The sequence below is a fragment of the Acinetobacter sp. ACNIH2 genome (assembly GCF_002934965.1).
Classification (GTDB): domain Bacteria; phylum Pseudomonadota; class Gammaproteobacteria; order Pseudomonadales; family Moraxellaceae; genus Acinetobacter; species Acinetobacter tandoii.
On the sequence record NZ_CP026412.1, the window covers coordinates 2,088,139 to 2,112,914 of the forward strand.

At 41.5% G+C, this 24,776-nt stretch carries 19 protein-coding genes, 2 tRNA genes and 1 rRNA gene; 11 read left to right on the top strand and 11 right to left on the bottom strand.

Features of this window, described 5'->3' with window-relative positions; all coding sequences use genetic code 11:
* Window positions 1-29: 29 nt before the first annotated feature.
* The 3 genes from C3F34_RS09805 to trxA all read right to left on the bottom strand — a co-directional run bounded on the left by C3F34_RS09805 (window position 30) and on the right by trxA (window position 2,613).
* On the bottom strand, window positions 30-284 hold the full coding sequence (locus tag C3F34_RS09805) for a hypothetical protein (RefSeq protein WP_044738951.1): 255 nt from the start codon (window positions 282-284) through the stop codon (window positions 30-32).
* A 410-nt stretch (window positions 285-694) separates the two neighbouring features.
* Window positions 695-1,963, bottom strand: coding sequence for a transcription termination factor Rho (rho, locus tag C3F34_RS09810; RefSeq protein WP_016166117.1), 1,269 nt, complete (start codon window positions 1,961-1,963; stop codon window positions 695-697).
* Window positions 1,964-2,286: 323 nt separating this feature from the next.
* Window positions 2,287-2,613: a thioredoxin gene (gene trxA, locus C3F34_RS09815; RefSeq protein WP_016166116.1), complete on the bottom strand. Its 327-nt coding sequence runs from the start codon at window positions 2,611-2,613 to the stop codon at window positions 2,287-2,289.
* A gap of 265 nt (window positions 2,614-2,878) precedes the next feature.
* Here trxA and ppx point away from each other — a divergent pair, with 265 nt between their 5' ends.
* Genes ppx through C3F34_RS09840 form a run of 5 tightly spaced genes read left to right on the top strand, consistent with a single transcriptional unit; the run spans window position 2,879 to window position 8,002 of the window.
* Complete coding sequence (gene ppx / locus C3F34_RS09820) at window positions 2,879-4,399, top strand: exopolyphosphatase (protein ID WP_044738950.1); 1,521 nt, start codon at window positions 2,879-2,881, stop codon at window positions 4,397-4,399.
* A 35-nt stretch (window positions 4,400-4,434) separates the two neighbouring features.
* Window positions 4,435-5,259, top strand: coding sequence for an acetyl-CoA carboxylase carboxyltransferase subunit alpha (locus C3F34_RS09825; protein WP_044738949.1), 825 nt, complete (start codon window positions 4,435-4,437; stop codon window positions 5,257-5,259).
* The gene (gene tilS, locus C3F34_RS09830) at window positions 5,196-6,551 is read left to right on the top strand and encodes a tRNA lysidine(34) synthetase TilS (protein WP_104441476.1); all 1,356 of its coding nucleotides are present in this window, start codon (window positions 5,196-5,198) and stop codon (window positions 6,549-6,551) included. The genes C3F34_RS09825 and tilS overlap by 64 nt, the downstream gene beginning before the upstream one ends.
* A gap of 24 nt (window positions 6,552-6,575) precedes the next feature.
* Window positions 6,576-7,406, top strand: coding sequence for a pyrroline-5-carboxylate reductase (gene proC / locus C3F34_RS09835; protein WP_044738947.1), 831 nt, complete (start codon window positions 6,576-6,578; stop codon window positions 7,404-7,406).
* Window positions 7,407-7,432: 26 nt separating this feature from the next.
* Window positions 7,433-8,002 carry a YggT family protein gene (locus C3F34_RS09840; RefSeq protein WP_044738946.1) on the top strand — a complete coding sequence of 190 codons (570 nt, stop codon included), beginning with the start codon at window positions 7,433-7,435 and terminating at the stop codon, window positions 8,000-8,002.
* A 69-nt stretch (window positions 8,003-8,071) separates the two neighbouring features.
* Here C3F34_RS09840 and polA read toward each other — a convergent pair whose 3' ends face one another.
* On the bottom strand, window positions 8,072-10,834 hold the full coding sequence (gene polA / locus C3F34_RS09845) for a DNA polymerase I (RefSeq protein WP_104441477.1): 2,763 nt from the start codon (window positions 10,832-10,834) through the stop codon (window positions 8,072-8,074).
* Between the two features lie 201 nt (window positions 10,835-11,035).
* Between polA and C3F34_RS09850 the strand changes: the two genes are divergently transcribed.
* The gene (locus C3F34_RS09850) at window positions 11,036-13,867 is read left to right on the top strand and encodes a DUF2339 domain-containing protein (RefSeq protein ID WP_104441478.1); all 2,832 of its coding nucleotides are present in this window, start codon (window positions 11,036-11,038) and stop codon (window positions 13,865-13,867) included.
* A gap of 2 nt (window positions 13,868-13,869) precedes the next feature.
* Here the strand turns inward: C3F34_RS09850 and C3F34_RS09855 are convergent, their stop codons facing one another.
* Window positions 13,870-14,787, bottom strand: coding sequence for a mechanosensitive ion channel family protein (locus C3F34_RS09855; protein ID WP_044738943.1), 918 nt, complete (start codon window positions 14,785-14,787; stop codon window positions 13,870-13,872).
* Window positions 14,788-14,796: 9 nt separating this feature from the next.
* Window positions 14,797-15,621, bottom strand: coding sequence for a hypothetical protein (locus C3F34_RS09860; protein ID WP_044738942.1), 825 nt, complete (start codon window positions 15,619-15,621; stop codon window positions 14,797-14,799).
* A 101-nt stretch (window positions 15,622-15,722) separates the two neighbouring features.
* Between C3F34_RS09860 and gspE the strand changes: the two genes are divergently transcribed.
* Both gspE and C3F34_RS09870 read left to right on the top strand, forming a co-directional pair.
* Window positions 15,723-17,213: a type II secretion system ATPase GspE gene (gspE, locus tag C3F34_RS09865; RefSeq protein WP_044738941.1), complete on the top strand. Its 1,491-nt coding sequence runs from the start codon at window positions 15,723-15,725 to the stop codon at window positions 17,211-17,213.
* A 334-nt stretch (window positions 17,214-17,547) separates the two neighbouring features.
* Window positions 17,548-18,012: a hypothetical protein gene (locus C3F34_RS09870; protein WP_228155286.1), complete on the top strand. Its 465-nt coding sequence runs from the start codon at window positions 17,548-17,550 to the stop codon at window positions 18,010-18,012.
* Between the two features lie 43 nt (window positions 18,013-18,055).
* Here the strand turns inward: C3F34_RS09870 and C3F34_RS09875 are convergent, their stop codons facing one another.
* From C3F34_RS09875 to C3F34_RS09895, 5 genes are all read right to left on the bottom strand, one after another.
* Window positions 18,056-18,481: an organic hydroperoxide resistance protein gene (locus C3F34_RS09875; protein WP_016166103.1), complete on the bottom strand. Its 426-nt coding sequence runs from the start codon at window positions 18,479-18,481 to the stop codon at window positions 18,056-18,058.
* Between the two features lie 271 nt (window positions 18,482-18,752).
* The gene (locus C3F34_RS09880) at window positions 18,753-19,580 is read right to left on the bottom strand and encodes a carbon-nitrogen hydrolase family protein (RefSeq protein WP_044738939.1); all 828 of its coding nucleotides are present in this window, start codon (window positions 19,578-19,580) and stop codon (window positions 18,753-18,755) included.
* A gap of 24 nt (window positions 19,581-19,604) precedes the next feature.
* Window positions 19,605-20,126, bottom strand: a complete 522-nt coding sequence (gene gigB, locus C3F34_RS09885) for an anti-anti-sigma factor GigB (protein WP_044738938.1) — start codon at window positions 20,124-20,126, stop codon at window positions 19,605-19,607.
* A 113-nt stretch (window positions 20,127-20,239) separates the two neighbouring features.
* Entirely contained in the window at window positions 20,240-21,208 is a 969-nt protein-coding gene (gene gigA, locus C3F34_RS09890) for an RsbU family protein phosphatase GigA (RefSeq protein WP_044738937.1), read from the bottom strand.
* A gap of 103 nt (window positions 21,209-21,311) precedes the next feature.
* Window positions 21,312-22,235, bottom strand: a complete 924-nt coding sequence (locus tag C3F34_RS09895) for a VacJ family lipoprotein (protein ID WP_044738936.1) — start codon at window positions 22,233-22,235, stop codon at window positions 21,312-21,314.
* 565 nt (window positions 22,236-22,800) lie between these two features.
* On the opposite strand from C3F34_RS09895, the gene C3F34_RS09900 reads away from it, so the two are divergent.
* The 3 genes from C3F34_RS09900 (at window position 22,801) to C3F34_RS09910 (ending at window position 24,599) form a co-directional block, all read left to right on the top strand.
* Window positions 22,801-24,337: ribosomal RNA gene (locus C3F34_RS09900) — 16S ribosomal RNA — on the top strand.
* 61 nt (window positions 24,338-24,398) lie between these two features.
* Window positions 24,399-24,475: transfer RNA gene (locus C3F34_RS09905), tRNA-Ile, on the top strand.
* A gap of 48 nt (window positions 24,476-24,523) precedes the next feature.
* Window positions 24,524-24,599: transfer RNA gene (locus C3F34_RS09910), tRNA-Ala, on the top strand.
* The last annotated feature ends 177 nt before the right edge of the window (window positions 24,600-24,776 follow it).

Below are 24,776 nucleotides of genomic sequence, written 5' to 3' on the forward strand. Positions count from 1 at the left end.
CTCTCTTTTTTGCTACGTAATCGTAAAGATTAGTGAGCAGCAGAAGCAGCAGCGTCAGCAGCAGAAGCAGCAACTTCAGCAGCAGAAGCAGCAACTTCAGCAGCAGAAGCAGCTTCAACAGCAGCAGCATCTACAGCAGCAGAAGCTTCAGAAGCAGCAGCAGTAGCTTCAGACGCAGCAGAAGCAGCAGCTTCAGCAGCAGGAGCTTCTTCTTTTTTAGCACAGCCAACGAAAGCTAAAGTAGTAGCAACTGCAGCAGCAATAGCGATTTTTTTGAATAACATGGCATCACTCTCTAAAAATATGAGATTAAAAAAAACCAAGGTCAGCTGTTATGTGCTTTTATTATTCCTAAATTTGTTAGGTAGTAACAATGCAGGAGCAGCTTAACTGGTCTGCGAATATGCTATCACTGCCTATTTTGAATTACTACTAGTTTGTGTGAAAAAAAACCAAAAAATGAGCAAATAAATGCTGTTTTTTAACAGAAAATAACAATTAAACATGTGCTTTATATTGGAGAAGTACTTATTAAGTTTATAAAATTAAAGAGGTTTTTAATGCCATTTATTTAACAATCAAATATTTGCAACTGTTGTTACATAGCTTAAAGTGAATTGTGTATTTATGTTAATAAAGTCAACCAAATAAAAAGGCCACTTATAAAAGTGGCCTTTTTATTTCATGTGTCAAATTAATTGGTTGCTTTACGTTTCATTTGATCAAAGAAATCATCATTGGTTTTAGTTTCTTTCATACGATCCAATAAGAATTCCATTGCCGCCAATTCATCTTGGGTATGAAGTAACTTACGTAAAATCCATACCTTACGTAAATTATCTTCAGACATTAGACGCTCTTCACGACGCGTGCCTGACTTTTTAATGTTCATAGCAGGGAATACACGCTTTTCAGCAATACGGCGATCAAGGGTGATCTCTTGGTTACCAGTACCTTTGAATTCTTCGTAAATGACTTCATCCATCTTACTGCCTGTTTCAATTAAGGCAGTTGAGATAATGGTTAGTGAGCCACCTTCTTCGATATTACGAGCAGCACCAAAGAAGCGCTTTGGACGTTCAAGTGCATGAGCATCTACACCCCCTGTTAATACCTTGCCAGATGAAGGTACCACGGTGTTGTAAGCACGAGCCAAACGGGTAATCGAGTCAAGTAGAATCACGACATCTTTTTTGTGTTCAACCAAACGTTTTGCTTTTTCAATCACCATTTCAGCAACTTGAACGTGGCGCGCTGGAGATTCATCAAAAGTAGAAGCAATAACTTCACCACGTACCGTACGTTCCATTTCAGTCACTTCCTCAGGACGTTCATCAATGAGAAGAACGATCAAGAAGCATTCAGGGTTGTTACGTACAATCGATTGCGCGATGTTTTGTAGCAACATGGTTTTACCTGCTTTAGGTGGAGCAACGATAATTGAACGTTGACCTTTACCAATTGGAGCAACCAAATCTACAACACGGGCAGTTAAATCTTCAGTGGTACCGTTACCTAACTCCATCACCAATTGTTCAGTTGGAAATAATGGTGTTAAGTTTTCGAATAAAATCTTATTGCGCGAGTTTTCTGGTGTGTCGAAGTTAATTTGATTCACTTTTAACAGGGCAAAATAACGTTCACCTTCTTTTGGTGGGCGAATCGTTCCCGTAATGGTGTCGCCCGTGCGCAAGTTAAAGCGACGAATTTGCGAAGGGCTCACATAAATGTCATCTGGTCCAGCAAGATAAGAACCTGCGGCAGAGCGTAAGAAACCAAAACCATCTGACAGAATTTCGAGAACGCCATCACCAAAGATCTCTTCGCCATTCATCGCATGACGCTTTAAGATGGCAAAGATAATATCTTGCTTACGGTTACGCGCCATTCCTTCTAGGCCCATAAACTCTGCAATTTTGATGAGTTCGCCAATTGGTTTTTTCTTGAGTTCGGTTAAATTCATAGGTGGTCAGATAGAATCAAAAATTCTAGAAACAGGTTGGAAAGGGAGCAACATTCGGTCGCATACAGTAATAAAATGACGGCATTGTATTAATACAATAACAACGCGGTGGTCTGATAAATTGTTGCGAAGAGAAAATGTGTGAAACAATTTCTGTTGCCGAACGGCGATCTTATGTGTTGTGTCTTGTAAGAAAAAGACGGACTTGAAATCCTTTCTTTCTTGAGCATGAAATATAAGAGAGATTCTTGACTTTGTCAATTTATAGACGAAAAAAATGCGCTATTGGGTATAGCGCATTTGGTCTAATTGCAAAGTTTGAATTAGATGTGGTCTTCAATGAAGGCTGTTAATTTTGATTTTGGTGCTGCGCCAACTTGTTGTGCAACAACTTCACCATTTTTAAACATTAATAATGCCGGAATGTTGCGAATGTTGTAATTCACGGCTGTTGCTTCACAAGAAGTCACATCAACTTTTACAATTTTCACTTTTCCTTCGTATTCGTTAGCAAGAACTTCTAATACAGGGGCAATCGCTTTACATGGTGCACACCAGCCTGCCCAGAAATCAACAAGAACGGGAGTATCTGAATTTAAAACATCTGCTTCAAAGTTTGCATCTGTAGTGTTGATGATATTGCCTGACATGGAATATGCTCCAAAAATTTTATTAAAAGATAGCTAATGGCTCTAAGTATTACATAGCCATCTTTAACAATGTAGTGTTAGATGCAAATTTTCAGCCTTTCGATCAAATTTGTCTAATTGGTGCTCACGATGATGCTGATCGTGTAACACAATTGTCATATATGCTCAAAAATAAAAAGCTCAATATTTAAAAGAGATAAATGGCTTTTAAATTGCATGTATGTGCATTACTCTAGGCTCAATTCTGTACAGGTTTATTTGAAGAATGTCTGATTTTTTAATTGATGAAGAATTACTTGCTGCCATCGATATGGGGTCGAACAGCTTTCACCTTGCGATTGCGCGTGTAGACCATGGTGAAGTCAAAAAAGTTGCATCAATGTCAGAAAAAGTTCAGTTAGCAGCTGGACTTGATGAAAATAAAAACTTAACTGAAGCTGCGCAACAACGCGGTTTGGCATGTTTAGCCCGTTTTGTGGGGCGCTTAAGTTCAGTTCAGCCCAATCGTTTGAGAATTGTGGCAACCAATGCATTACGTCAAGCCAAAAATGGTCATGAATTTATTCAAAAAGCCGCAGAAATCTTACCTAAACCGATTGAAATTATTGCAGGTCGTGAAGAGGCGCGTCTGATTTATTTGGGTGTTTCTCACACTATGGCAAACAGTGGTCGTCGTTTGGTGATTGATATTGGTGGTGGTTCGACTGAGCTGATCATTGGTGAAGAATTTGAACCGATACACACTGAATCTTTACAAATGGGCTGTGTCGCGTTCACTAAAGCATATTTTCCCGATGGTGAAATTAATCAAAAAAGCTTTGACAAAGCTGTGGTTGCAGCACGTAAAGAGTTATCTGCAATTGCCAATACTTATAAAGAAGCAGGTTGGGATACTGTTGTTGGATCGAGTGGTACCATTAAGGCGTGTCGCCAAATTGCGGTTAATATGGGTTGGAGTAATGAGCAAGAAAATCTGACGCGTGAAGGGCTAGAAAAACTTAAAGAAAAATTACTTAAATACAAACATATTTCAGAAATGGAGTTTGATGGTCTTAAGGAAGACCGTCGAGCAGTTTTGCCAGCTGGAATTGCAATTTTGTGTGCAGTATTCGAGTTGTTAGAAATTGAAGTTTTGGTTTATTCGGATGGCGCATTAAGAGAAGGCGTCATGTACGACTTATTGGGTCGTTTCCAACATGAAGATATTCGTGACCGTAGTGTGCAAGCCCTAATGGGACGCTATGGTGCAGATCCGAAACAAGCTGAGCGAGTTGTTAAAACTGTACAGCATTTATTTGATGGTGTAGCAAAACCATTGAATTTAACCAGCGATGACAGTGACTTACTGCGTCGTGCGGCATATTTGCATGAGATTGGATTGGCGATTAGTCACGGTGGTTATCATCGTCATGGGGCCTATTTATTACAACATTCGGACATTGCAGGCTTTTCACAGATTGACCAAAATCAGATCTCACATTTGGTTGCAAATCACCGTCGCAAGTTGCGTAGTGATGGAAAAATTGATGTTATGAAGGTCGGTGGTAGCAAACTTGTGCATCTATGTCTATTGCTTCGATTAGCAGTTTTACTAAATCATAGTCGTAGCGATGCGATGCTTCCTGCCATTGAATTAAGTATCGGCAATGCGCAACAATGGCAACTCTGCGTTTCTGGTGATGCCAAACAATGGCCTTTGCTTGTTGCAGATTTGCATGATGAACAAATGCAATTCAAGCATTGGGATATTGAATTGAATATTCAGTCGGAACAATTTATCGATTAACACTGTTTGGTTAATTTAGGGATAATGGTCGACCTATGAAAAATAAAGCTGCTCAATCTAAAGCATGGACAACAGTCCAAATTGCGCGTCATCCAGACCGTCCGCAATTTTTGGACTATGTTGGTGAAATCTTCACTGAATTCGATGCTTTACATGGAGATCGTTTGTTTGGTGATGATGGTGCGATGGTCGGTGGCTTAGCGCGTTTTGACGGCAAACCAGTTATGGTAGTCGGTCAACACCGTGGTCGTAGCACTCGCGAAAAATTAAAACATAACTTTGGGATGAGTAATCCTGAAGGTTATCGTAAAGCACAACGTTTGCTCGATATGGCAGAGCGTTTTAATTTACCTGTATTCACTTTTATTGATACTATGGGCGCTTACCCAGGTGTTGGTGCTGAAGAACGTGGTCAAGCAGAAGCGATTGCGACTAGCCTCGCACAACTTTCAAATTTGAAAGTCCCAGTTATTGCAACTGTTTTGGGTGAAGGGGGTTCAGGCGGTGCTTTAGGTATTGGTGTTGCTGACCGTGTGGTTATGCTGTCACACAGTATTTATTCAGTAATTTCACCTGAAGGCTGTGCATCGATTTTGTGGAAAACTGCTGAAAAAGCAGAGCAGGCCAGTGAAGCATTGGCTTTAACTGCTGATCGTTTACAACAACTAGGTATCGTTGAATACGTGGTTGATGAAGGCCAAGGTGCGCATTTAAACCCTGAACAAGTCATGGAAAATTTAAAGCTCGTACTCAAACAAGCATTGGATGAGTTACAGCCAATGGATGCCCAAGAACGATGCGAAGCACGTTACCAACGTTTAATGAAGTTTGGCAGCGACAATTTAGGTCTAACGTCTTAATACAGGCGCAGACCTTTACAGAACAAAGTTCTTATCTCATAGGATGTAGTGGTGGTGTGGATTCCATGCTGCTACTGCATCTTATGTCATTTTTATTCCCACAAAAAACTAGAGCCATTTATATTGATCATCAACTGCAAAGTATGAGTTCAGCTTGGGGGGAGTTTGTCCTGAATGCCTGTCAGCAATTGCAGGTTCCATGCAGTATTGTTCCTGTTCATGTGGCTGAAGGTAATTTAGAAAACCAAGCACGTAATGCTCGATATCAAGCCTTTGCAGAACATTTAAAAAATAATGAGGTTCTGGTTTTAGCCCATCATCAGCAAGATCAAGCTGAAACTTTGATGTTGCGACTGCTTTCTGGCGCTGGAGTACAAGGCTTATCGGCGATGTCTGTGGTCGATGTACGTCCACAAATGACACTTTGGCGACCCATGCTAGAACTGTCACGTGAGCAGATTTGCCAATGGGCGGTTCAGTTGGATGTGCAAAATATTGAAGATCCAACCAATGCCAATCCAGATTATGATCGCGCTTGGTGTCGTGAAATTTTATGGCCTGTTTTACAACAACGCTTCCCCAAAATGCAGCAAGCGCTGAGTCGTACCAGTATTTTAATGCAAGATGCAGATGAAATATTGGCGGAGGTATTAGCCTTTGATTTGGAAAAATGTGGCAATCCATCTTTGCTGAATATTGAACCGTTAAAGATGTTGTCGGTGGCTAGACAACGCCAACTCCTTTCGCATTGGATGCAAGGTGAAGCGACTTATCGCCCAAATTTTGCCATGGTGCAACGTCTGCAAGCAGAAGTGATTGAGGCAAAACAGGATGCTCAGGCGGCATTACATTGGCTGGGCTATTACTATGTTCGCTATCAACAACAAATCTTTCGTTTGACTGCAGATACGTATTTGGCTGAGCAATGTTCTTCTGTTTTGCCCACACAAATGCAAATTTTCGAACTTAATCAGACCGTATCTTTATTCTCAGGACAGTATTTGATTCAAGAGCAAGCCCTTGGATTATCAAAAGAACTGTTAGGTAAACAACTGATTTTCTCTCCACGAGTCGGTGGTGAAAAAATTCATCTGCATGGGCGGGTGGGGAGTTGGCCTTTGAAAAAAGCGCTACAACAAGCACAAATTTTTCCTTGGTTGCGTCATACAATTCAAATATTAAGCATAGATAATGTTATGCTAGGGGTTTTTACACCCAAAGGTTTTTGGTTAGCACAGTCTGAATATCTTGTAGTGGATGGATGGCAGCCGAAATTAGTTTCAGGGCAATAGAATACTCAATAACGAGCGTAAATCATGAGTGCAGTTTTAAATTGTAATATTACTTTTATTGGTGGCGGCAATATGGCGCAGGCCTTAATTGGCGGATTAATTGCGCGAGGCATGCCGACAACTCGTATTACAGTTGCTGATCCCTTTGAAAATGTACGTCAACTTTTACAAGAAAAAGATGTGCATGTGACGGATGATAATATCGCGGCGATTGAGAAAGCAGATATTGTTGTTTTGGCTGTTAAACCTCAGGTACTTGCCAATGTATTGAAGCAATTGCGTGGTTTACTGGATGGTAAACTGGTGATTTCAATTGTTGCGGGTGCGGAAATTGCAACCATGGCAACCTTATCAGGTACAGATCGTATTGTCCGTGTCATGCCTAACACGCCAGCATTGGTCCAGACAGGTGCGCATGGTTTATATGCGACAGATGTTGTCGATGCGAAAGACCGCGAGTTAGCCAGCCAAGTGCTTGCTGCAACAGGTTTAACCATTTGGGTAAATTCTGAAGCACAAATTGATGCTGTAACTGCTGTTTCAGGTTCAGGCCCTGCATACTTTTTCTATATGATGGAAAGCATGATTCGTGCAGGTAAAAACTTAGGCCTAGATGAAAAGGTTGCAACGGCTTTAACTTTGCAAACCGCTTTAGGTGCTGCACAAATGGCCATTACCAGTGCAAACTCACCAGCAGAATTACGTAAGAATGTCACCTCTCCAAATGGTACGACTCAAGCTGCTTTAGAAGTGTTTGACCGTGCACAAATTTCACAAAATATTCAGTCTGCGTTGGCTGCTGCGAAAAAACGTAGTCAAGAGTTGGCGCAAGAATTAAGTGAAAGCAGCAAATAATTAGTTTTAATTAGGAAAATTTTAATATGGGTGCAAACTCTGCGCTAATTTTCGGCCTTATTATTAACGTAGCGATTTTGCTCGTATTCTCCCGCTTTTTAATGCAATTGGCAGCGGTTAATCCTTACAACCCTGTGGTGATGTCTACAGTTAAAGCCACCAAGATTGTGGATATTTTTAGTCGTATTTTCCCGACATTGGGTAAAAATCGAATAAATACTGCGGCTTTAGCTTTGGTTGTGGTGCTTTACCTGATTAAAATATTTGGCATCATGTACTTATCGGGGGCCATGCCGAATAGTCCAATTCATTTGGTTATTTTGACTTTTGTCACCATGGTTCAGGACTTGATTCGCTTCTGTCGTTATTTGATTTTTGCAGCTATTCTTTTAAGTTGGGTGGTAATGTTTACCCAGTCACGCTCACCTTATATTGAAGTGATTCAGGAATTGGCAGAACCTTTGTTTGCACCATTTCGTCGTTTGTTACCGAATATGGGGATGATTGATTTATCTCCGATTGCTGCATTCTTTGCATTTTTAATTGCTGAAAGGATTATGAATGAAGTCGCAATTGTGATGTTGACAGGGTTATAAGATTTTTTAATTCATCATAAAAAAGGACTCTTATATAGAGTCCTTTTTTATTGTGTTGAGAAATGTCCCTTAGTGGGCTTCATCCCAGTTGTTGCCTTTACCGACTTCAACCAGTAACGGAACTGAAATTTCCAGTACAGATTGCATCACTTCAGCCAGTTTTGGTGCCAATTCATCCGCAATGTCGGCATCGACTTCAAACACCAATTCATCGTGGACTTGTAAAAGCATTTTGGTTTGATCTTTCGGTAGCATTTTATCCACTTCAATCATCGCCATTTTAATAATGTCCGCTGCACTACCTTGCAGTGGTGCATTAATCGCAGCACGTTCAGCCGCTTTACGGATCATCATGTTACGTGCATCAATTTCAGGTGTATATAAACGTCGGCCTAAAATAGTTTCCACAAAACCTTGTTCCAAAGCAACTTGGCGAGTGCGTTGCATATACTCATAAATACCAGGGTAGCGATGGAAATATTGTTTGATATAGTTTTGTGATTCTTCACGGGTAAAGCCCAGTTGACGAATCAAACCAAATTCCGACATGCCGTATAACAGACCAAAGTTGACCGCTTTAGCTTGGCGACGTTGATCGTTAGTCACCTGATCCAGTGGAATATTCAGGACTTCTGAAGCAGTACGTCGGTGGACGTCTTGACCATGGCGGAAGGCATCCAACAAGGCATCATCTTGAGAGAAATGTGCCATTAACCGCAATTCAATTTGTGAATAGTCGGCTGCCAACAAGACTCGTCCTTCCGGAGCAATAAATGCTTTACGAATTTGACGTCCAATTTCTTCACGAACAGGAATATTTTGTAAGTTTGGATCGGTCGAAGATAGACGACCAGTTGCAGTCAAAGCTTGGTGATAACTGGTATGGACACGATGGCTATCATTGTTGGCTTGTTTTAATAATCCATCGGTATAGGTGCTTTTCAGTTTGGATAAACCGCGATAATCCAGAATCAGCGCGCTAATTGGATGATCCAATTTTTCTAAAATACTTTCGCTGGTGCTGTATTGTCCTGTTGAAGTTTTTTTGCCGCCTTTTAAGCCGAGTTTTTCAAACAGGATTTCACCGACTTGTTTGGGAGAGCTGACATTAAATGGCTGACCGGCCAATTCGGTAATCTGATTTTCCAAATCTCGCATCGTTCTGGAAAAATCTTCACCCAATTGATCCAAGAACTGAAGATCGAGTTGGATGCCATTTTCTTCCATTGACGTTAATACACGTGCTACAGGTACTTCAATATTATGCAAAATATTGATCAGTTCTGGATGTACTTTGAGTTTTTTATCTAGCACTTCATACAAACGGAAGGTGACATGGGCATCTTCGGCTGCATAGTGTGCGGCAGTCTCAATCTCAATTTGATTGAAGGTCTTTTGTTTCGCGCCTTTACCCGCCACTTCTTCATAGGTCGTGGTAAGGTGGCTTAAATATAAACGTGCAACATCATCCATTCCATGACGAGTAGCGACAGAATTCAGCACATACGATGCCAGCATGGTGTCAAAATACCAACCTTGTAGCTCAATTCCATGATTGGCAAAAATATGTGCATCATATTTTAGGTGATGCCCAATTTTTTTAATCGCGGGATTTTCTAGAATTGGTTTGATTTGTGCAAGCACGCTTTCACGGTCTAATTGTTCTGGTGCACCCTCATAATCATGCGCGAGAGGGATGTAGTAAGCATCTTGTGCATCAAATGCAATCGAGAAGCCCACCATTTCCGCAACACAATAATCCAGACTGGTGGTTTCGGTATCAATCGCAAACTTACTCGCATTCTGCATGCGTTGTAACAGTTTGTCCCATGCCTCGGCAGATAATACGGTATGGTAGTTGGCTTGTCCGAGTTGATCATCAACACTGGTTAAAGTGGCTTGATCTTCAGTTTCAATTGGTGTTGGTGCAGGCGCCTGCTGAAGGCTGGCATTACTTTGCTTGTTATTGGTATTGTTTGGGTTGTTGGGATGATCTAAGGATTGTAATTGATTACGGAACTCTAGCTCAGTGTAGAGACGACGTAATTCATTCACATTTGGGTCTTGGATAGCAAGATCTTCGTAGCAAATGCCAATGTCCAAATCACAGACAATACTGGCAAGCTGATGGTCAATTGCAATCCCTTCGACATTGTCTTTGATGTTTTGACCGACTTTACCCTTAATCTGGTCGACATTTTCTAAAATACCACCAATTGAACCATATTCGGTGAGTAGTTTAGCGGCTGTTTTCGCACCTACGCCTGGTACGCCCATAATGCCGTCAGAGGCATCGCCCATTAAGGTCAGATAATCAATAATTTGATTTGGCCAAACGCCAAACTTTTCAAAGACTCCATTCACGTCCATCGGCTTTTCTTTAAAGCTGTCTTCGAGTGTGACTTTTTCAGTGACGAGTTGCGCCATGTCTTTATCGCCAGTCGAAATGAGGACTTGTTGTCCTTTGGCTTCAGCGCGTTTTGCCAGTGTACCGATGATGTCATCGGCTTCTGCACCTGGCAGCATATGTACTGGAATACCTAGGGCACGAATAAGTGCGTGTAAGTAAGGAATTTGTTGTCCTAATTCATCAGGCATGCTTGGACGATCACCTTTATAAATCGGTGACAGTTCATGACGGAAAGTCGGTTCTGGTGTATCGAAAATGACGGCCATATGTGTTGGTTGAGTGCGACGCATCAGTTTCTGAATCGCAGAAATTGCGCCACGTACAGCATTGGTATGCAACCCCGTAGAAGTTGTTAGAGGTGGGACCGCATGGAAGGCGCGAAATAAAAAATATGACCCATCGACCAATACAAATGGTGGCATGCTGCAAATCCTAATTATGAACTAGGGCTTATATTACGTGAAAAAGGTAAAGCTGTCTTATTTGTAATGTCACTATGCGCTAAGTAACATTCTAGTCCTCAGCCTCAAGTATATAAATTTGCAGTATTTTGTATGTGAAACTGCTTGTATGAAGGGTGATCAAGTAAGATAAACCTATTCAAGCTGCATAAGCATAAACCCATGTATAAAAACGACAAACAGGGAATGGTCCTGCTCTTAATCGCATTAACCGTATTGTTGGCTGTTGCAATCGTCATGCAATGGCAATCGACAATAGTTGCTGCTGCCCTTGGTTTAACGGTTGTGATTGTGCAGTCAATCTCGAATATCCATCAGCGTTTAGTGCAATTAGAACGCGTATCATCACAACCCTTGATTCAATCCACAAGAATCGGGACACAAAAGATTGTGATTTATGCAGCTGCCTTGGTGGCGTTGTGGGCCTATGCCAATACGTGGATGTGGGTGGTTGGTGGGGCATTGCTGGTTTTATTGCTGTGTTTGATTCAATTGATCAGTTCATTTCAGCGGCGATTGGCTTTGCTAGAGCAACCGCAACAACCTTCGGTTATGTCTAGAACCTCCACATTCGTGATGTCAGAGCAAACGCTTTCTCCTGCAATGCCAACATCGGGACAGTTGACCCTGACGCAACAACAGGATGTTACGGTTCAACAGCCGCTACAAACCTCAGTTGACTCAAATACAGCATCATCAGAATCGACTCGCACATGGTGGCAACCTGCTGTGGATTGGATGCAGCATGGCAATCCAATTTTAAGAGTGGCCGTGGCTGTCCTCATGGTGGGGGTTGTATTGTTGTTGCGTTTTGCCAGTGAACATTGGCAATTAAGTTTAGGGGGGAAACTGGGCTTTATTGCAGTTGTAGGTGGAGTGACTACATTTGCGGGTTATCTGCTACAACGTAAAAATACTTTGTTTGCCATAGCACTTCAGGGCTTAGGCTTGGCGGTCATCTTTCTTACGCTGATTTTTGCGCATCATTTTGAAGTATTGCAAAGTCTAATGACTGCCAGCATCTTATTTGTGATGTTATTGGGTATTACCGTGGTGCTGAGTCTGAAGCAGCAAGCACTGTATTTGGCTATTCTTGCTTTGAGTATGGCGTATCTAGCACCTCTGCTTATTCCACACACTCATCCCGACGTGGTGTTCTTATTTGGGTATTATTTTGTGATTAATTTGGCTGTGGTCGTGGTCAATTATTTGCAGCCATGGAAAATACTACATCAGATCGCTTTTTTTGCGACGATGTTTATTGGTGGATCAGTGATTGGGATTTACGCGGAAAATTCGCAACTGAATACCCTTGATATCATTTTATGGTTGCATATTGCACTATTTATTTGGCTCAGTATTCGTTATAGCCAGTTGATGGTGGCAGAGCAACAGCAACAACGAGAATTTGAAACCGGCTCAAATAATAAAAAGCTTCAACCGATTTTAGATGTGGGACTTATTTTTAGTGTCCCTGTACTAGGGTTTTCCCTACATGCTTTTTTAATGCATGACTCAACCGTTGCTCTCACATCGGGAGCTGCTGCTTTGGCAGTAACGTATGGGCTATTGAATTTTTGGATTAAGCGTCAGCATCCGCAATTGTCTATTCTGGCCAAAAGTTTCTTTATTCTCGCCGTCGTATTTACCGCGTTGATCTTTCCGTTGGCAAAAGGGGCACATTGGACCTCTACAGGTTGGGTGATTCAAGGTACTGCTTTAATTGTTTGGGGCATTACCGAGCGCTATCGTCTCAGTCGTTATGTGGGGGTGGCATTGGTACTACTCAGTACCATTGCATTGATGTACCAGATTTGGTCGAATGATGATTTTCCTATTTTAACCACGGTCATTTATGCTATTGCGCAGTTTATTTCGGCATTTTATTTATTGCATTATCCTGAAGTGGAAAAATATTTCAGCGCCCGTATTTTGAGTGGGATTTTCCTTGTTTCAGGCATGTATGCAGGCGCTATCGCAGGTGTAGAACTGATGCACTGGCAGTCGTGGGCATTTGCTTGCTCAATAGCGATTGCTACGGTTTTGCTAGCCACTTTTAGCGTAGTCGTACAGCTGAAAACCAAATTGGAGTGGCAGAATTTACAACTCACTTTGCTGGGTAGTTTAATGCTGTTGCTGTATGGTCTGACTGTATTTGAAGAGGTATTTATAACGCAGCGATGGACTAGTCAAACTACGCAGTTCAGTTTTGCCATCAGCGCGGTAGTGTTAAGTTTGATCTTGATATTCATGCAGCGTTCATCAGTACGTGTTGCGAATCAGTTATGGGCAGCAATGTTGTGTCTTGCGCTTGCCAGTATCGGGCTTGCCATTTTCCCACAAATGCCAATTGTAGCTTTAGGTATTGTGCCAGTTTTATACGTGTTCTATGGATATTTCACAGCGAAGCGTGACTTTATCGATCAAATATCTGTATGGGGGCTGGGACTGTTGTGGCTATTGGTCTTAAATTTAGACTCATATTCTGCCATACATTACTATTTAGCTCCGTTATTGAACTTCACCGATTTACTGTCTTTGCTGATGTTTGCGGGCTTGTTAAGGATCATCTATCGACATAATTTTGAGACGCAGTCTACGCTAGAATGGGGCATTAAAATTAGTACTATTCTGATTGGGCTGTTGGTGTTCAGTAGTGTTGTGGTTCGAGCCATGCATCATTATCTGGCAACGCCGTTATGGGGGAGTGCAATTTGGTATGATGGTTCAGTACAACTCAGTTTGACCTTGTTATGGGTAGTACTGGCTTTTGTATTGATGACTTTTTCGAGCCGACGTCATATTCGTCAAATCTGGTTTGTAGGTGCTGCTTTATTGGGAATTGTCGTTGCGAAGTTATTATTATTGGATCTCTCTCAAAGTGGCACCTTAACACGAGTGATTTCCTTTATTGGCTCAGGTGTGGTGATGTTGGTGATTGCCTATATTGCTCCATTACCTCCGAGCCTGAATGAACAAAAAAAAGAGCGATAATTTTATCGCTCTTTGGGTCCTTTTTTGAGTTCTTTCTCATGGGCATATTGATCAATCTCATCATGAGCTTTGGGATGAGGGCGGTCAATAATCCCCATTTTAGGTACTGGAATCTCAATTTGATTTTTTAAGAAATCATTACGCACACGTTCTTGCAGTTCATCTCGTGCTTTTAAGAAAAGTTCTTGTCGACACCAAACTGCAAACAGAATTTCGATAGTTGATTCACGAAAAGCAGTTACTGTAACCTCAGGTTTTGGATCATCTAAAGCTAGGGGATAGCGAGCTGCAACATCGAGCAGCACTTCACGAACTTTAATGATGTCTTCCTGAAAGTTAATTGCTAAGGTAATTGGAATTCGCCGAATGGGGAATTTGGATAAGTTCAGTACTGGTGCGCGAATCAGTTGTTCATTGGGTAGGCGGACATAAATATTGTCTAAAGTCAGTAACTTTACTGAGAGTAAGTCAATCGAAATAACTTCTCCTTCGATGGTATGCCCACGAATCAAGGTAATTTGAATGGTGTCTCCCACTTCAAAGGAACCTTCACCAATGAGGAATAGACCACTAATTAAGTTACTGGCAGAAGTTTGTGAGGCGAAACCAAGCGCGACGGTAAAAATACCCGCAGCACCAATAAAGACACTGAGTTTAAAACCAGCTTCTTTCAGGCTTGCCATTATAAACAGCACGAAAATAAAGTAAAAAATTCCGCGACGCCAAACCATACTTTGGTGGGCATTAAAGTTTTGCCCAATCGTTCGTATAAAGGTATTTGAGATCAGACGTGCAAAGATAAAACCAATCAGACACAGTACCAGTGCAACTAAAATCTCACTGATTCGTTCTAAATTAATATTGGTAAATATTTCCTTCAAACTGACTGCAACATCTTTAGGAATATTGGTCTCTGGCATATCAGCATCCTAAAAAAATGAGTCAAACATATTAAATAATGCACCACCTGGTGAGCGAGGTGCGTGTACATAAGTGACTTCACCCGCCAACGGTGGGGTGCGGTTTTCAATTTTAATTCGTGGCGGACGAGTCAAATCTTCATGGATGACTTTAATTTGTGAAGTCCATAAACGATTGGTACTTTCACTATAAAAAAGCGGTAGTGCTGAAACAGGAATATTCATTCGATCAAAACGGAGTTGCTGACCACTGGTATTGTGGAACTCAATTGGTGTAACTGCCCGAAATGGACTCGGTTTAAGTAAATTTAACTCCGTACGTCCATCTACTGAGGTAGCATAGCAGACTTCACCTGTGCGGCGGTCGGGACCAAACCATGTATCCTTCGGTTGCATCATTGGAAGGTCAAATAATGGTTCGCGTTGACTTTCAACAAAACCTGCAATCCAGAGTGGCGTACTAATGTAGAGGGTTCCGCGTTGCCCCGCAGGAATATAAATGGGGTCGACAGGTTTAATTACGACAGATCGATCTGCCAAACGTGGCATCAAATGAAATGTTTCATGCGTTTGACGAAACATATAACGCTCAATTTTGATGGGATGTGGAAAGGCAAATTCAGGATCTCTAATAATATTCCATTCGCGCTCAGAATCTTTTTGATATTGTGGGCGATGATATTCTAGACGCCATTCATTGATGCTCCGCGCCAGACGAAATAATAAAGAGCCAAACTGCCATGTTTTAGCTTGATTTAATTCGAATTTTTGTTCGCCCCACCATTTGAGTGAGGGGTGTTCAGCTTGATGATGCTCGAAATCGGATGATGCCAAAATAAAAAAATCCTCTAGTCAGTTCAGTCAAAAACAGACTTCACGCTGTCATAAGCTTAGAGTACACTCAAAAGCCTCTTTTTCATCATTATAATTTTGTGATGCAAATACTTAAACAAATACAAATTCCTTATAGTTTTGCCAAGCGACATGGCGTTTTACTTCGATATGATGGGGATCAGGTTTTTATTGTACGCCGTGAAAATACTGCATGGATTGCATTACAAGAAGCGCGTCGTTTACTCAATGTACCTGCACACTATGAAATATTAGATGACCAGCGTTTTAATGCCTTACTCAGTTCTAGTTATGCAGGGGATACAGGCGAGTCACAGCAAGTGGCTGCGGGGCTGGAAGATCACCCAGATTTACTCAGTTTGGCAGATCAAGTACCAGAAGCTGAAGATCTGATGGATCAAGAGGATGATGCGCCGATTGTGCGTTTAATTAATGCTTTGCTTTCAGAAGCGATTCGCGTTGGTGCATCGGATATTCATATTGAAGCCTTTGAAAAGAAGCTCTCGGTACGTTTACGAGTGGATGGTCAGTTACGCGAAATTGTACAACCTCGCCGTGAGTTGGCACCACTCTTGGTTTCGCGAATTAAAGTCATGGCGAAATTGGATATTGCTGAAAAAAGGATTCCTCAGGATGGACGTATTTCATTGCGCCTAGCAGGGCGTGAAGTTGATGTGCGTGTTTCGACTTTGCCCTCATCACATGGCGAGCGTGTGGTAATGCGTTTGTTAGATAAACAAGCAGGGCGTTTGAATATGACCCATTTGGGCTTGTTGAAACCTGACTATGAGCGTTTAACTCAATTGGTGCATCGTCCACATGGCATTATTTTGGTAACTGGACCGACGGGTTCAGGTAAGACCACGACCTTATATGCAGCCTTATCAGACCTAAATGACAACACCCGCAATATTTTGACTGCCGAAGATCCAATTGAGTATCAGTTGGAAGGGATTGGTCAGACGCAGGTGAATACCAAGGTAGATATGACCTTTGCGCGAGCGCTTAAGGCTATGCTGCGTCAAGACCCTGATGTGGTGATGGTCGGCGAAATCCGCGATTTAGAAACGGCCGAAATTGCAGTGCAAGCCTCCTTAACGGGGCATTTAGTCTTATCGACTCTACATACCAATACTGCAATTGGTGCGGTGACTCGATTAAAAGATATGGGGATTGAACCCTTCTTGCTTTCGAGTTCTTTAATTGGGGTGATTGCCCAGCGCTTAGTTCGTACACTTTGCCCACATTGTACCACGTGGCATGAAGCTGACTTGTTTGAACAACAGATTTTTAAGCCGATTGTTTCTTCTATGGAAGGCTTAAAATTACCAGAACCACAAGGCTGTGAGCAATGTTCACATACGGGTTTCAGTGGACGAACTGCAATTTATGAAATCGTGCCTGTAGATGAATCTATGCGCCGTTTAATACATGGCAACGCGGCTGAATTTGAATTAGAAAGTTATGCGCGGCAGCATTCAGGTTCTATTCGAGATGACGGTTTGAGAAAAGTTTTGGCAGGTAAAACGACTTTGGAAGAAGTTTTGCGTGTGACCAATGAAGCGGCTGAATAACTGAAACTGATCAGACTATTTCGTTAATTTTCTCTTTCGCTTTGGAAGAAAGGACTGCGAAAGAGAAATAAAGCAATACTTTTTAAAAAGTTTAAAAAGCATTGCTTTAAGGGGCGATTGTCTAGTTGAAATATTAGCCTTTAGCAATTGATAGTAATGATTTTGTGTTGCCAAAAAATGATGCAAGTCGCTATTAAACTTAACGTAAGAACAAATAGATTTTAATAATGAATAAACTTTTAATTTCCTTTTTTTAATAAGTGGGGCATTTATTGCTCAGCACGGTTTTGCTGATACTGAATCGTTTAAGGTGTATAAGCAATGTCATGATGAGATGGAGTGGTCTTGTGATGTCATTAGACACACCAATGGCAAGAAAGAAAAAGTTTATGATGGTATGAAGTCACCACAGATTGAGCGTCTAAATCAAAATTATTACCATGTTCAAATGTCATGTGGTAGCCCATGCCAGATCCATCATTTTCTAGCGAAAGATAAGCAAACAGATGATGCGACTCAAGAATTCATCGCGATAGATGCTCAGCGTAATTGCCTAATTGAAACTGATTCTGAACAGAATAAAATTACTGCACGTCAATTAAATTTGCAAAAAAGACAGACATTGATCAGTACTCAGCACCCTATTTTCCAAAATGTTCCTATTTTTGATATCGCTCAATATACCGTGTTTCAAGGTTCTTCTTATTTTGATCAAAATAGTAATTTAATTTTGGTGGCAGATGAAATCGATGATCAAAAGAAATTTAAAAAGATATTTCCGAATCCTTGTAAGTTATGAAGTCTCTATCCCGAAGTGATGACTTCGGGATAGAACGTGTGACTTAAACAATCACATTTAATGTCACATCAATATTGCCGCGAGTGGCATTTGAATAAGGGCAAACAATATGTGCCGCATCGACTAATTTTTGTGCTTCCGCTTGCTCTAAGCCTTCTAAATGAATATTCAAAGTCACTTGAATACCAAAGCCTGTTGGAATTGGACCAATACCGACATCACCTTCGATATAAACGTCAGGCGTAATTTTTAAATGATCACGGTTAGCAACGAATTTCATTGCACCAAGAAAACAGGCTGAATAACCTGCAGCGAATAACTGTTCGGGGTTTGTTCCACCACCTGCACCACCCATTTCTTTTGGGAGAGCAAGTTTGACATCTAAAATACCATCCGATGAGATTGCGCGACCATCACGTCCACCTGTGGCTTTGGCATGTGCGGTATAAACTACTTGTTCTAGAGACATTTTATTCACCTGTATTTATGTCGAATGCAAATATATCGTACACGATTTAATTTGTAGTGCAAGTATTAAACAACGAAATTTACATATAGCCACACTCAATTTTTTAGATCAATTCTGTTTTGTGAAGACTCGTCAACAATGCCGGTGTGATACAGATGGGGGAATATCTTAAAGCTATGTCAATTAATGAATTGAAGACAAAATTTTATAACTTAAATAGTGAATTTTATTAAGAAATAATGGTCTTTTAACCATAAGATGAGTCAGTTTTTTAACCAAACTGAACCAATCTGCGATGTTGCATTAAGGGCATCGACTCACGAATTTGTTGTTGTTCTGGTAAGTCAAAAGGAACGGTAATGAGTTGTGTTCCTTCAGTTGTAATCAGGTCCAGCACTTGTCCACGACTATTGGCAGCAGCAGTATGCCCCCAAGTTTGACGTTTTTCACCATGCCAACCTTGCTGAGCAGCTCCGAGCACTTGGCATTGACTGTCCATGGCACGTGCTTGTAAAAGTAATTGCCAATGCATTTGACCAGTGGTGTAAGTAAAGGCAGATGGGGCAGTTAAAATATTGGCACCACGCGCACGTAAATGTAAAGCCAATTCAGGGAAACGCAGGTCATAGCAGACCATCATCCCAATGTTGCCAAAAGGAGTTTGTGCAACAACAATATCTGAGCCTGGTTCAAAAAACTTGGATTCTTGGTAGCCACCTACAGCATCGCCGACTTGTACATCAAACAAATGAATTTTGTCATAACGAGCCTCAGTTCGTTCAGGGCTAATACACAAACTTACTGTGCGCACACGACCATCTTTAATCACAGAACCATCTGGACGGAAGGGGCAAGGTAAAGTCCCTGCAATCAGCCAAATTTGATACTGGTGAGCTAAGGCTTCGAGTCGTTTTTGAATGCTTTCAAACTGTTCTGCTGTTTCGCGTTGTTTGCCAGCAGCGAAACATACGAAATTTTCTGGAAATACGACCAAGGAAGAACCCTGTGCTTTACTCTGTTGAATCAATGATTCAATGACCTTGAAGTTTTCTTCAATGTCATTTTGGGAATTCATTTGAGCAACAGAAAGTAAAGACATGAGTTTATCCTTGTAGCAAGTACATTAAGCGTTCTGTTGATGAGACGCTTGTTCCAAATTATCTTGTTCTTTTTGGAGTTGTTTGACTAGTGGTTCAAACATATTTTGATTATTTTCGTTCAATTTCATTAAGGTTTTGTGTGCATCAAGTACGGTTGTCAACATACTTGAATTTGTCACGTGTTCTTCCATTAACTCACGTGTGCATACGCTTGGATCACCGCAGTAATTCAAGATCACAAAAACCTGACCTAAGCCCATACTATTGGCTAAAGTCGTAATATCTGGATTGGTGGATAACATGACAGCCTGAATGTTATGCGCTTGTTTTAGCTTCAAACCAAGTTTCGCTAAAATGCCTAACACTGTGCTATCGATGAACGTAGTTTGGGTTAAATCTACGATTGCCCCAACGACATTCGACTGTTGTTCAATACGGTTTAAAAGTTTGTCTAGACTGATACAAGATTGGGCTCGCACTTCGCCAATAAGCTTAAAAATATGCGTTCCGTCCAAACTTGCATATTCAACATGACCTGTTGACATATAAATGCCATTTGCAGAGAAGGATTGTAAAATTATCACATAGGGCAAGTGTAGACTCAAGTATTCTTGAGTCGTAGATACCTATTAAAATGTTTAAATTATTGAAAATTAAACTAATTCATTCTACATAAACTTAAGATGGCAATATCATCCGCCACGTGTTCAGGTGCTTGGAATGATTGATTTTGCAAATGGAAGACCAATTGTTCGAATTGTTCGTTCAATCCACCATCAAATGGTTCAAGGGCGCCATCAGAACAAATAATGAAACGAGAGTGTTTATTTAATACACATTCAAATTCTTCTACTTCTAAATCTTCAGTTAAACCAAGTGGAAAACTGCTGGTATTTAAAATTTTAGGTGGATGATTGGGTTCAAACATAATTGCTGGAGGGTAATGTCCTGCACTTGACCATTTCAATACATGGGTTTCTAAATTGAGCGTGCCCGCAATCATGGTGATGTGCTTTTCAATATTTTCTTGTACCAACATCCCATTCAGTTTCTTAATCAGCTCTCTTGGGGTTTTCGAGCGGCCATGAAAAGCAGCCATCCATGAGGTGAGTAAGCTACTGGTAACCCCATGGCCAGAAACATCGGCTAAATAGAAAATTATTTCTTTGTCGCTGAGTTTCCAATAATCGTACCAATCACCAGAAAGATAAGCTGAGGGTTGAAAAAGTGTTTCAACTCGATAGTTCGTTAATTCGATAGGATTGGGAAGTAGACGTTTTTGTAGTTCAGCTGCTGAGGGAAGATCACGACTATCTTGATTACGCTTGTACTGGGCATCAATTTTTAATAATGAATGTTCTGGATTCGCAGGTAAGCGATTCCAGATCCACCCCGCAAGCGCACCGAGTTCCCAAGCTTGGGCTAAAGCTGTACCTTCATTTTCAAAAGCCATTACTATAGTGGGTAAATTCCACTGATGGATCAGATAATCTTGTACATCGGCAATCGCAATAATCGTAGGATCATACAAGTCAATATCATCTATTTGAATCATTTGTACGCTTGGAAGTGTATTAATGACTTGATCTAAATAAGGAATATTGCGCGTTGGTTGAATGAAATACATATATATATTGTATGATCCTTTAGCTGTACTCGTTAGATGTACTATATCAATCAAGTAATTGCTAGAAAAAATAATGCTTTTCAGTGCAAATAAGTTTTACAAATTATTCAGAAGGCTTTGAAGTATCTTCATCTGGAGTGTCATCAATACCATCATCCGATTCCTCATCCACAAATGAAATAGTATCGGCATCTAGTCCTTGCTTTTGTGCAATCTCAAAATTCTTACGTTGTAAGTAAATATCACGAATCGCGGCATAGCGGTCACCTTGGAGCACATCTTCTACATCCAAAATTTGTGCACGTGCATCAATCCCACGTAAGAGTTGATCCGACCAATAAACACCATCGTTATTGTCAAACATATACTTTTGTGGTCGTGCTTGACCATCAACAAAGAAACCAATGCCATCTCGGAAAGTACTTGGGCCAATAATAGGTAAAACTAAATACGGACCAGATGGCACGCTGTAATAACCAAGCGTCGTACCAAAGCCTTCTTCTTCCATATCCAAACCCAAACGTCGTGCAGGGTCTGCAAAACCTAAAGTTGTTACGGTGTTAATAGTAAAACGTCCTAAAGATTTTGCAGCACGTGATGGACGACCTTGTACCAATTGATTGACGGCATTCCAAGGTTCATTTAAGTTTTTACGAAATGAACGATAAGCACCTCGGACACTATCAGGCACTTTAGTTTTATATTGTACCGCTATTGGTCGCGCAAAATTGCGGTCTAAGAAATCATTAAACGCAAATGTTTCACGATTTAATGCTTCTAGAGGATCTTTGATGCTATCAGGTTGAGCTGCATTTGCATTCACTTTTAAATCATTTGCTTTTACATTTTTGAGTTCTTTTAATGACTCAAGTCTAGAAACTTGAGTACTTGATGATGCATCAGGTGTAACTTCATTTATAGGAGTGTCACTTGAAGCTGTCGCAGATAGATCATCATTTGCTTGAACGGTAGAAGCAAAACTAACAGCTAAAAGTGTCGCACATAAATAATAGTGAGTATGTTGCATAATAGATCCAAGACAGCGCTTAATGTCATAAGTAACACAAGAAGTCTAAAATAATTAGAGTATAGAATGTATTGTAACAGTTGTTTTCTTCATAGTATTAAAACAAATTTGATCAAAATATGTAATAAAAAGGATTTTTTGCTGATTAAATAGCCAAGCAAACCATATTTTTCAAATAATTTTCGGATAGGGGTTGTGTTGGGTAGGAAATGCTGTAGAATGCACATCCATCGGCGGTGATGCAGATAAAAACTTGTTGATTAACAAGGATTTAGCTTGGTGGTTAAATTTTTAGATTGATTGAATGAGTTTTAAAAATATCGAAATTACCTGTTGACTTTGATTTAGATTAGAGTAACATAGCCGACCTAGCTTGATGATGACGAATCATCGAGAAGATCATTAAGAGATTATGAAGAACAACTTGTGTGGATTTTTACTGATTGATTGATCGAAATTATTTTCATTGATTGATGGTAGAAATTACTCGAAGTTTATTTGAGAAATTAATGTCAGAAAATTGATGAGCCAGATTTGGTGTTTAGAATAAAGCACTATTGATTTTAAACTGAAGAGTTTGATCATGGCTCAGATTGAACGCTGGCGGCAGGCTTAACACATGCAAGTCGAGCGGAGCGAGGGTGCTTGCACCTTAGCTTAGCGGCGGACGGGTGAGTAATGCTTAGGAATCTGCCTATTAGTGGGGGACAACATTCCGAAAGGAATGCTAATACCGCATACGCCCTACGGGGGAAAGCAGGGGATCTTCGGACCTTGCGCTAATAGATGAGCCTAAGTCGGATTAGCTAGTTGGTGGGGTAAAGGCCTACCAAGGCGACGATCTGTAGCGGGTCTGAGAGGATGATCCGCCACACTGGGACTGAGACACGGCCCAGACTCCTACGGGAGGCAGCAGTGGGGAATATTGGACAATGGGCGGAAGCCTGATCCAGCCATGCCGCGTGTGTGAAGAAGGCCTTTTGGTTGTAAAGCACTTTAAGCGAGGAGGAGGCTCTTAAGGTTAATACCCTTGATGAGTGGACGTTACTCGCAGAATAAGCACCGGCTAACTCTGTGCCAGCAGCCGCGGTAATACAGAGGGTGCGAGCGTTAATCGGATTTACTGGGCGTAAAGCGTGCGTAGGCGGCTGATTAAGTCGGATGTGAAATCCCTGAGCTTAACTTAGGAATTGCATTCGATACTGGTCAGCTAGAGTATGGGAGAGGATGGTAGAATTCCAGGTGTAGCGGTGAAATGCGTAGAGATCTGGAGGAATACCGATGGCGAAGGCAGCCATCTGGCCTAATACTGACGCTGAGGTACGAAAGCATGGGGAGCAAACAGGATTAGATACCCTGGTAGTCCATGCCGTAAACGATGTCTACTAGCCGTTGGGGCCTTTGAGGCTTTAGTGGCGCAGCTAACGCGATAAGTAGACCGCCTGGGGAGTACGGTCGCAAGACTAAAACTCAAATGAATTGACGGGGGCCCGCACAAGCGGTGGAGCATGTGGTTTAATTCGATGCAACGCGAAGAACCTTACCTGGTCTTGACATAGTAAGAACTTTCCAGAGATGGATTGGTGCCTTCGGGAACTTACATACAGGTGCTGCATGGCTGTCGTCAGCTCGTGTCGTGAGATGTTGGGTTAAGTCCCGCAACGAGCGCAACCCTTTTCCTTATTTGCCAGCACTTCGGGTGGGAACTTTAAGGATACTGCCAGTGACAAACTGGAGGAAGGCGGGGACGACGTCAAGTCATCATGGCCCTTACGACCAGGGCTACACACGTGCTACAATGGTCGGTACAAAGGGTTGCTACCTAGCGATAGGATGCTAATCTCAAAAAGCCGATCGTAGTCCGGATTGGAGTCTGCAACTCGACTCCATGAAGTCGGAATCGCTAGTAATCGCGGATCAGAATGCCGCGGTGAATACGTTCCCGGGCCTTGTACACACCGCCCGTCACACCATGGGAGTTTGTTGCACCAGAAGTAGCTAGCCTAACTGTAAAGAGGGCGGTTACCACGGTGTGGCCGATGACTGGGGTGAAGTCGTAACAAGGTAGCCGTAGGGGAACCTGCGGCTGGATCACCTCCTTAACGAAAGATTGACGATTGGTAAGAATCCACAACAAGTTGTTCTTCATGACGATGTATCTGAGGGTCTGTAGCTCAGTTGGTTAGAGCACACGCTTGATAAGCGTGGGGTCACAAGTTCAAGTCTTGTCAGACCCACCACTACTGACGAAGTACGGAAGATCAGAAACATTGACTTATTGATAAGCTGGGGACTTAGCTTAGTTGGTAGAGCGCCTGCTTTGCACGCAGGAGGTCAGGAGTTCGACTCTCCTAGTCTCCACCATCACATTGCATTGCAATGAGCTAAGAAACAAGCAAACGAAGTCTTAGATTATAGAAATTAATAAGAAGTTAGCGTAATATGCGCGTCTTGTTAACTTCTGTGATTTATCACAGTTTACTGCAAGCTGACGAGGCTGTAGTTAATCATTAACAGATTAGAAAATTGAGTCTGAAATAA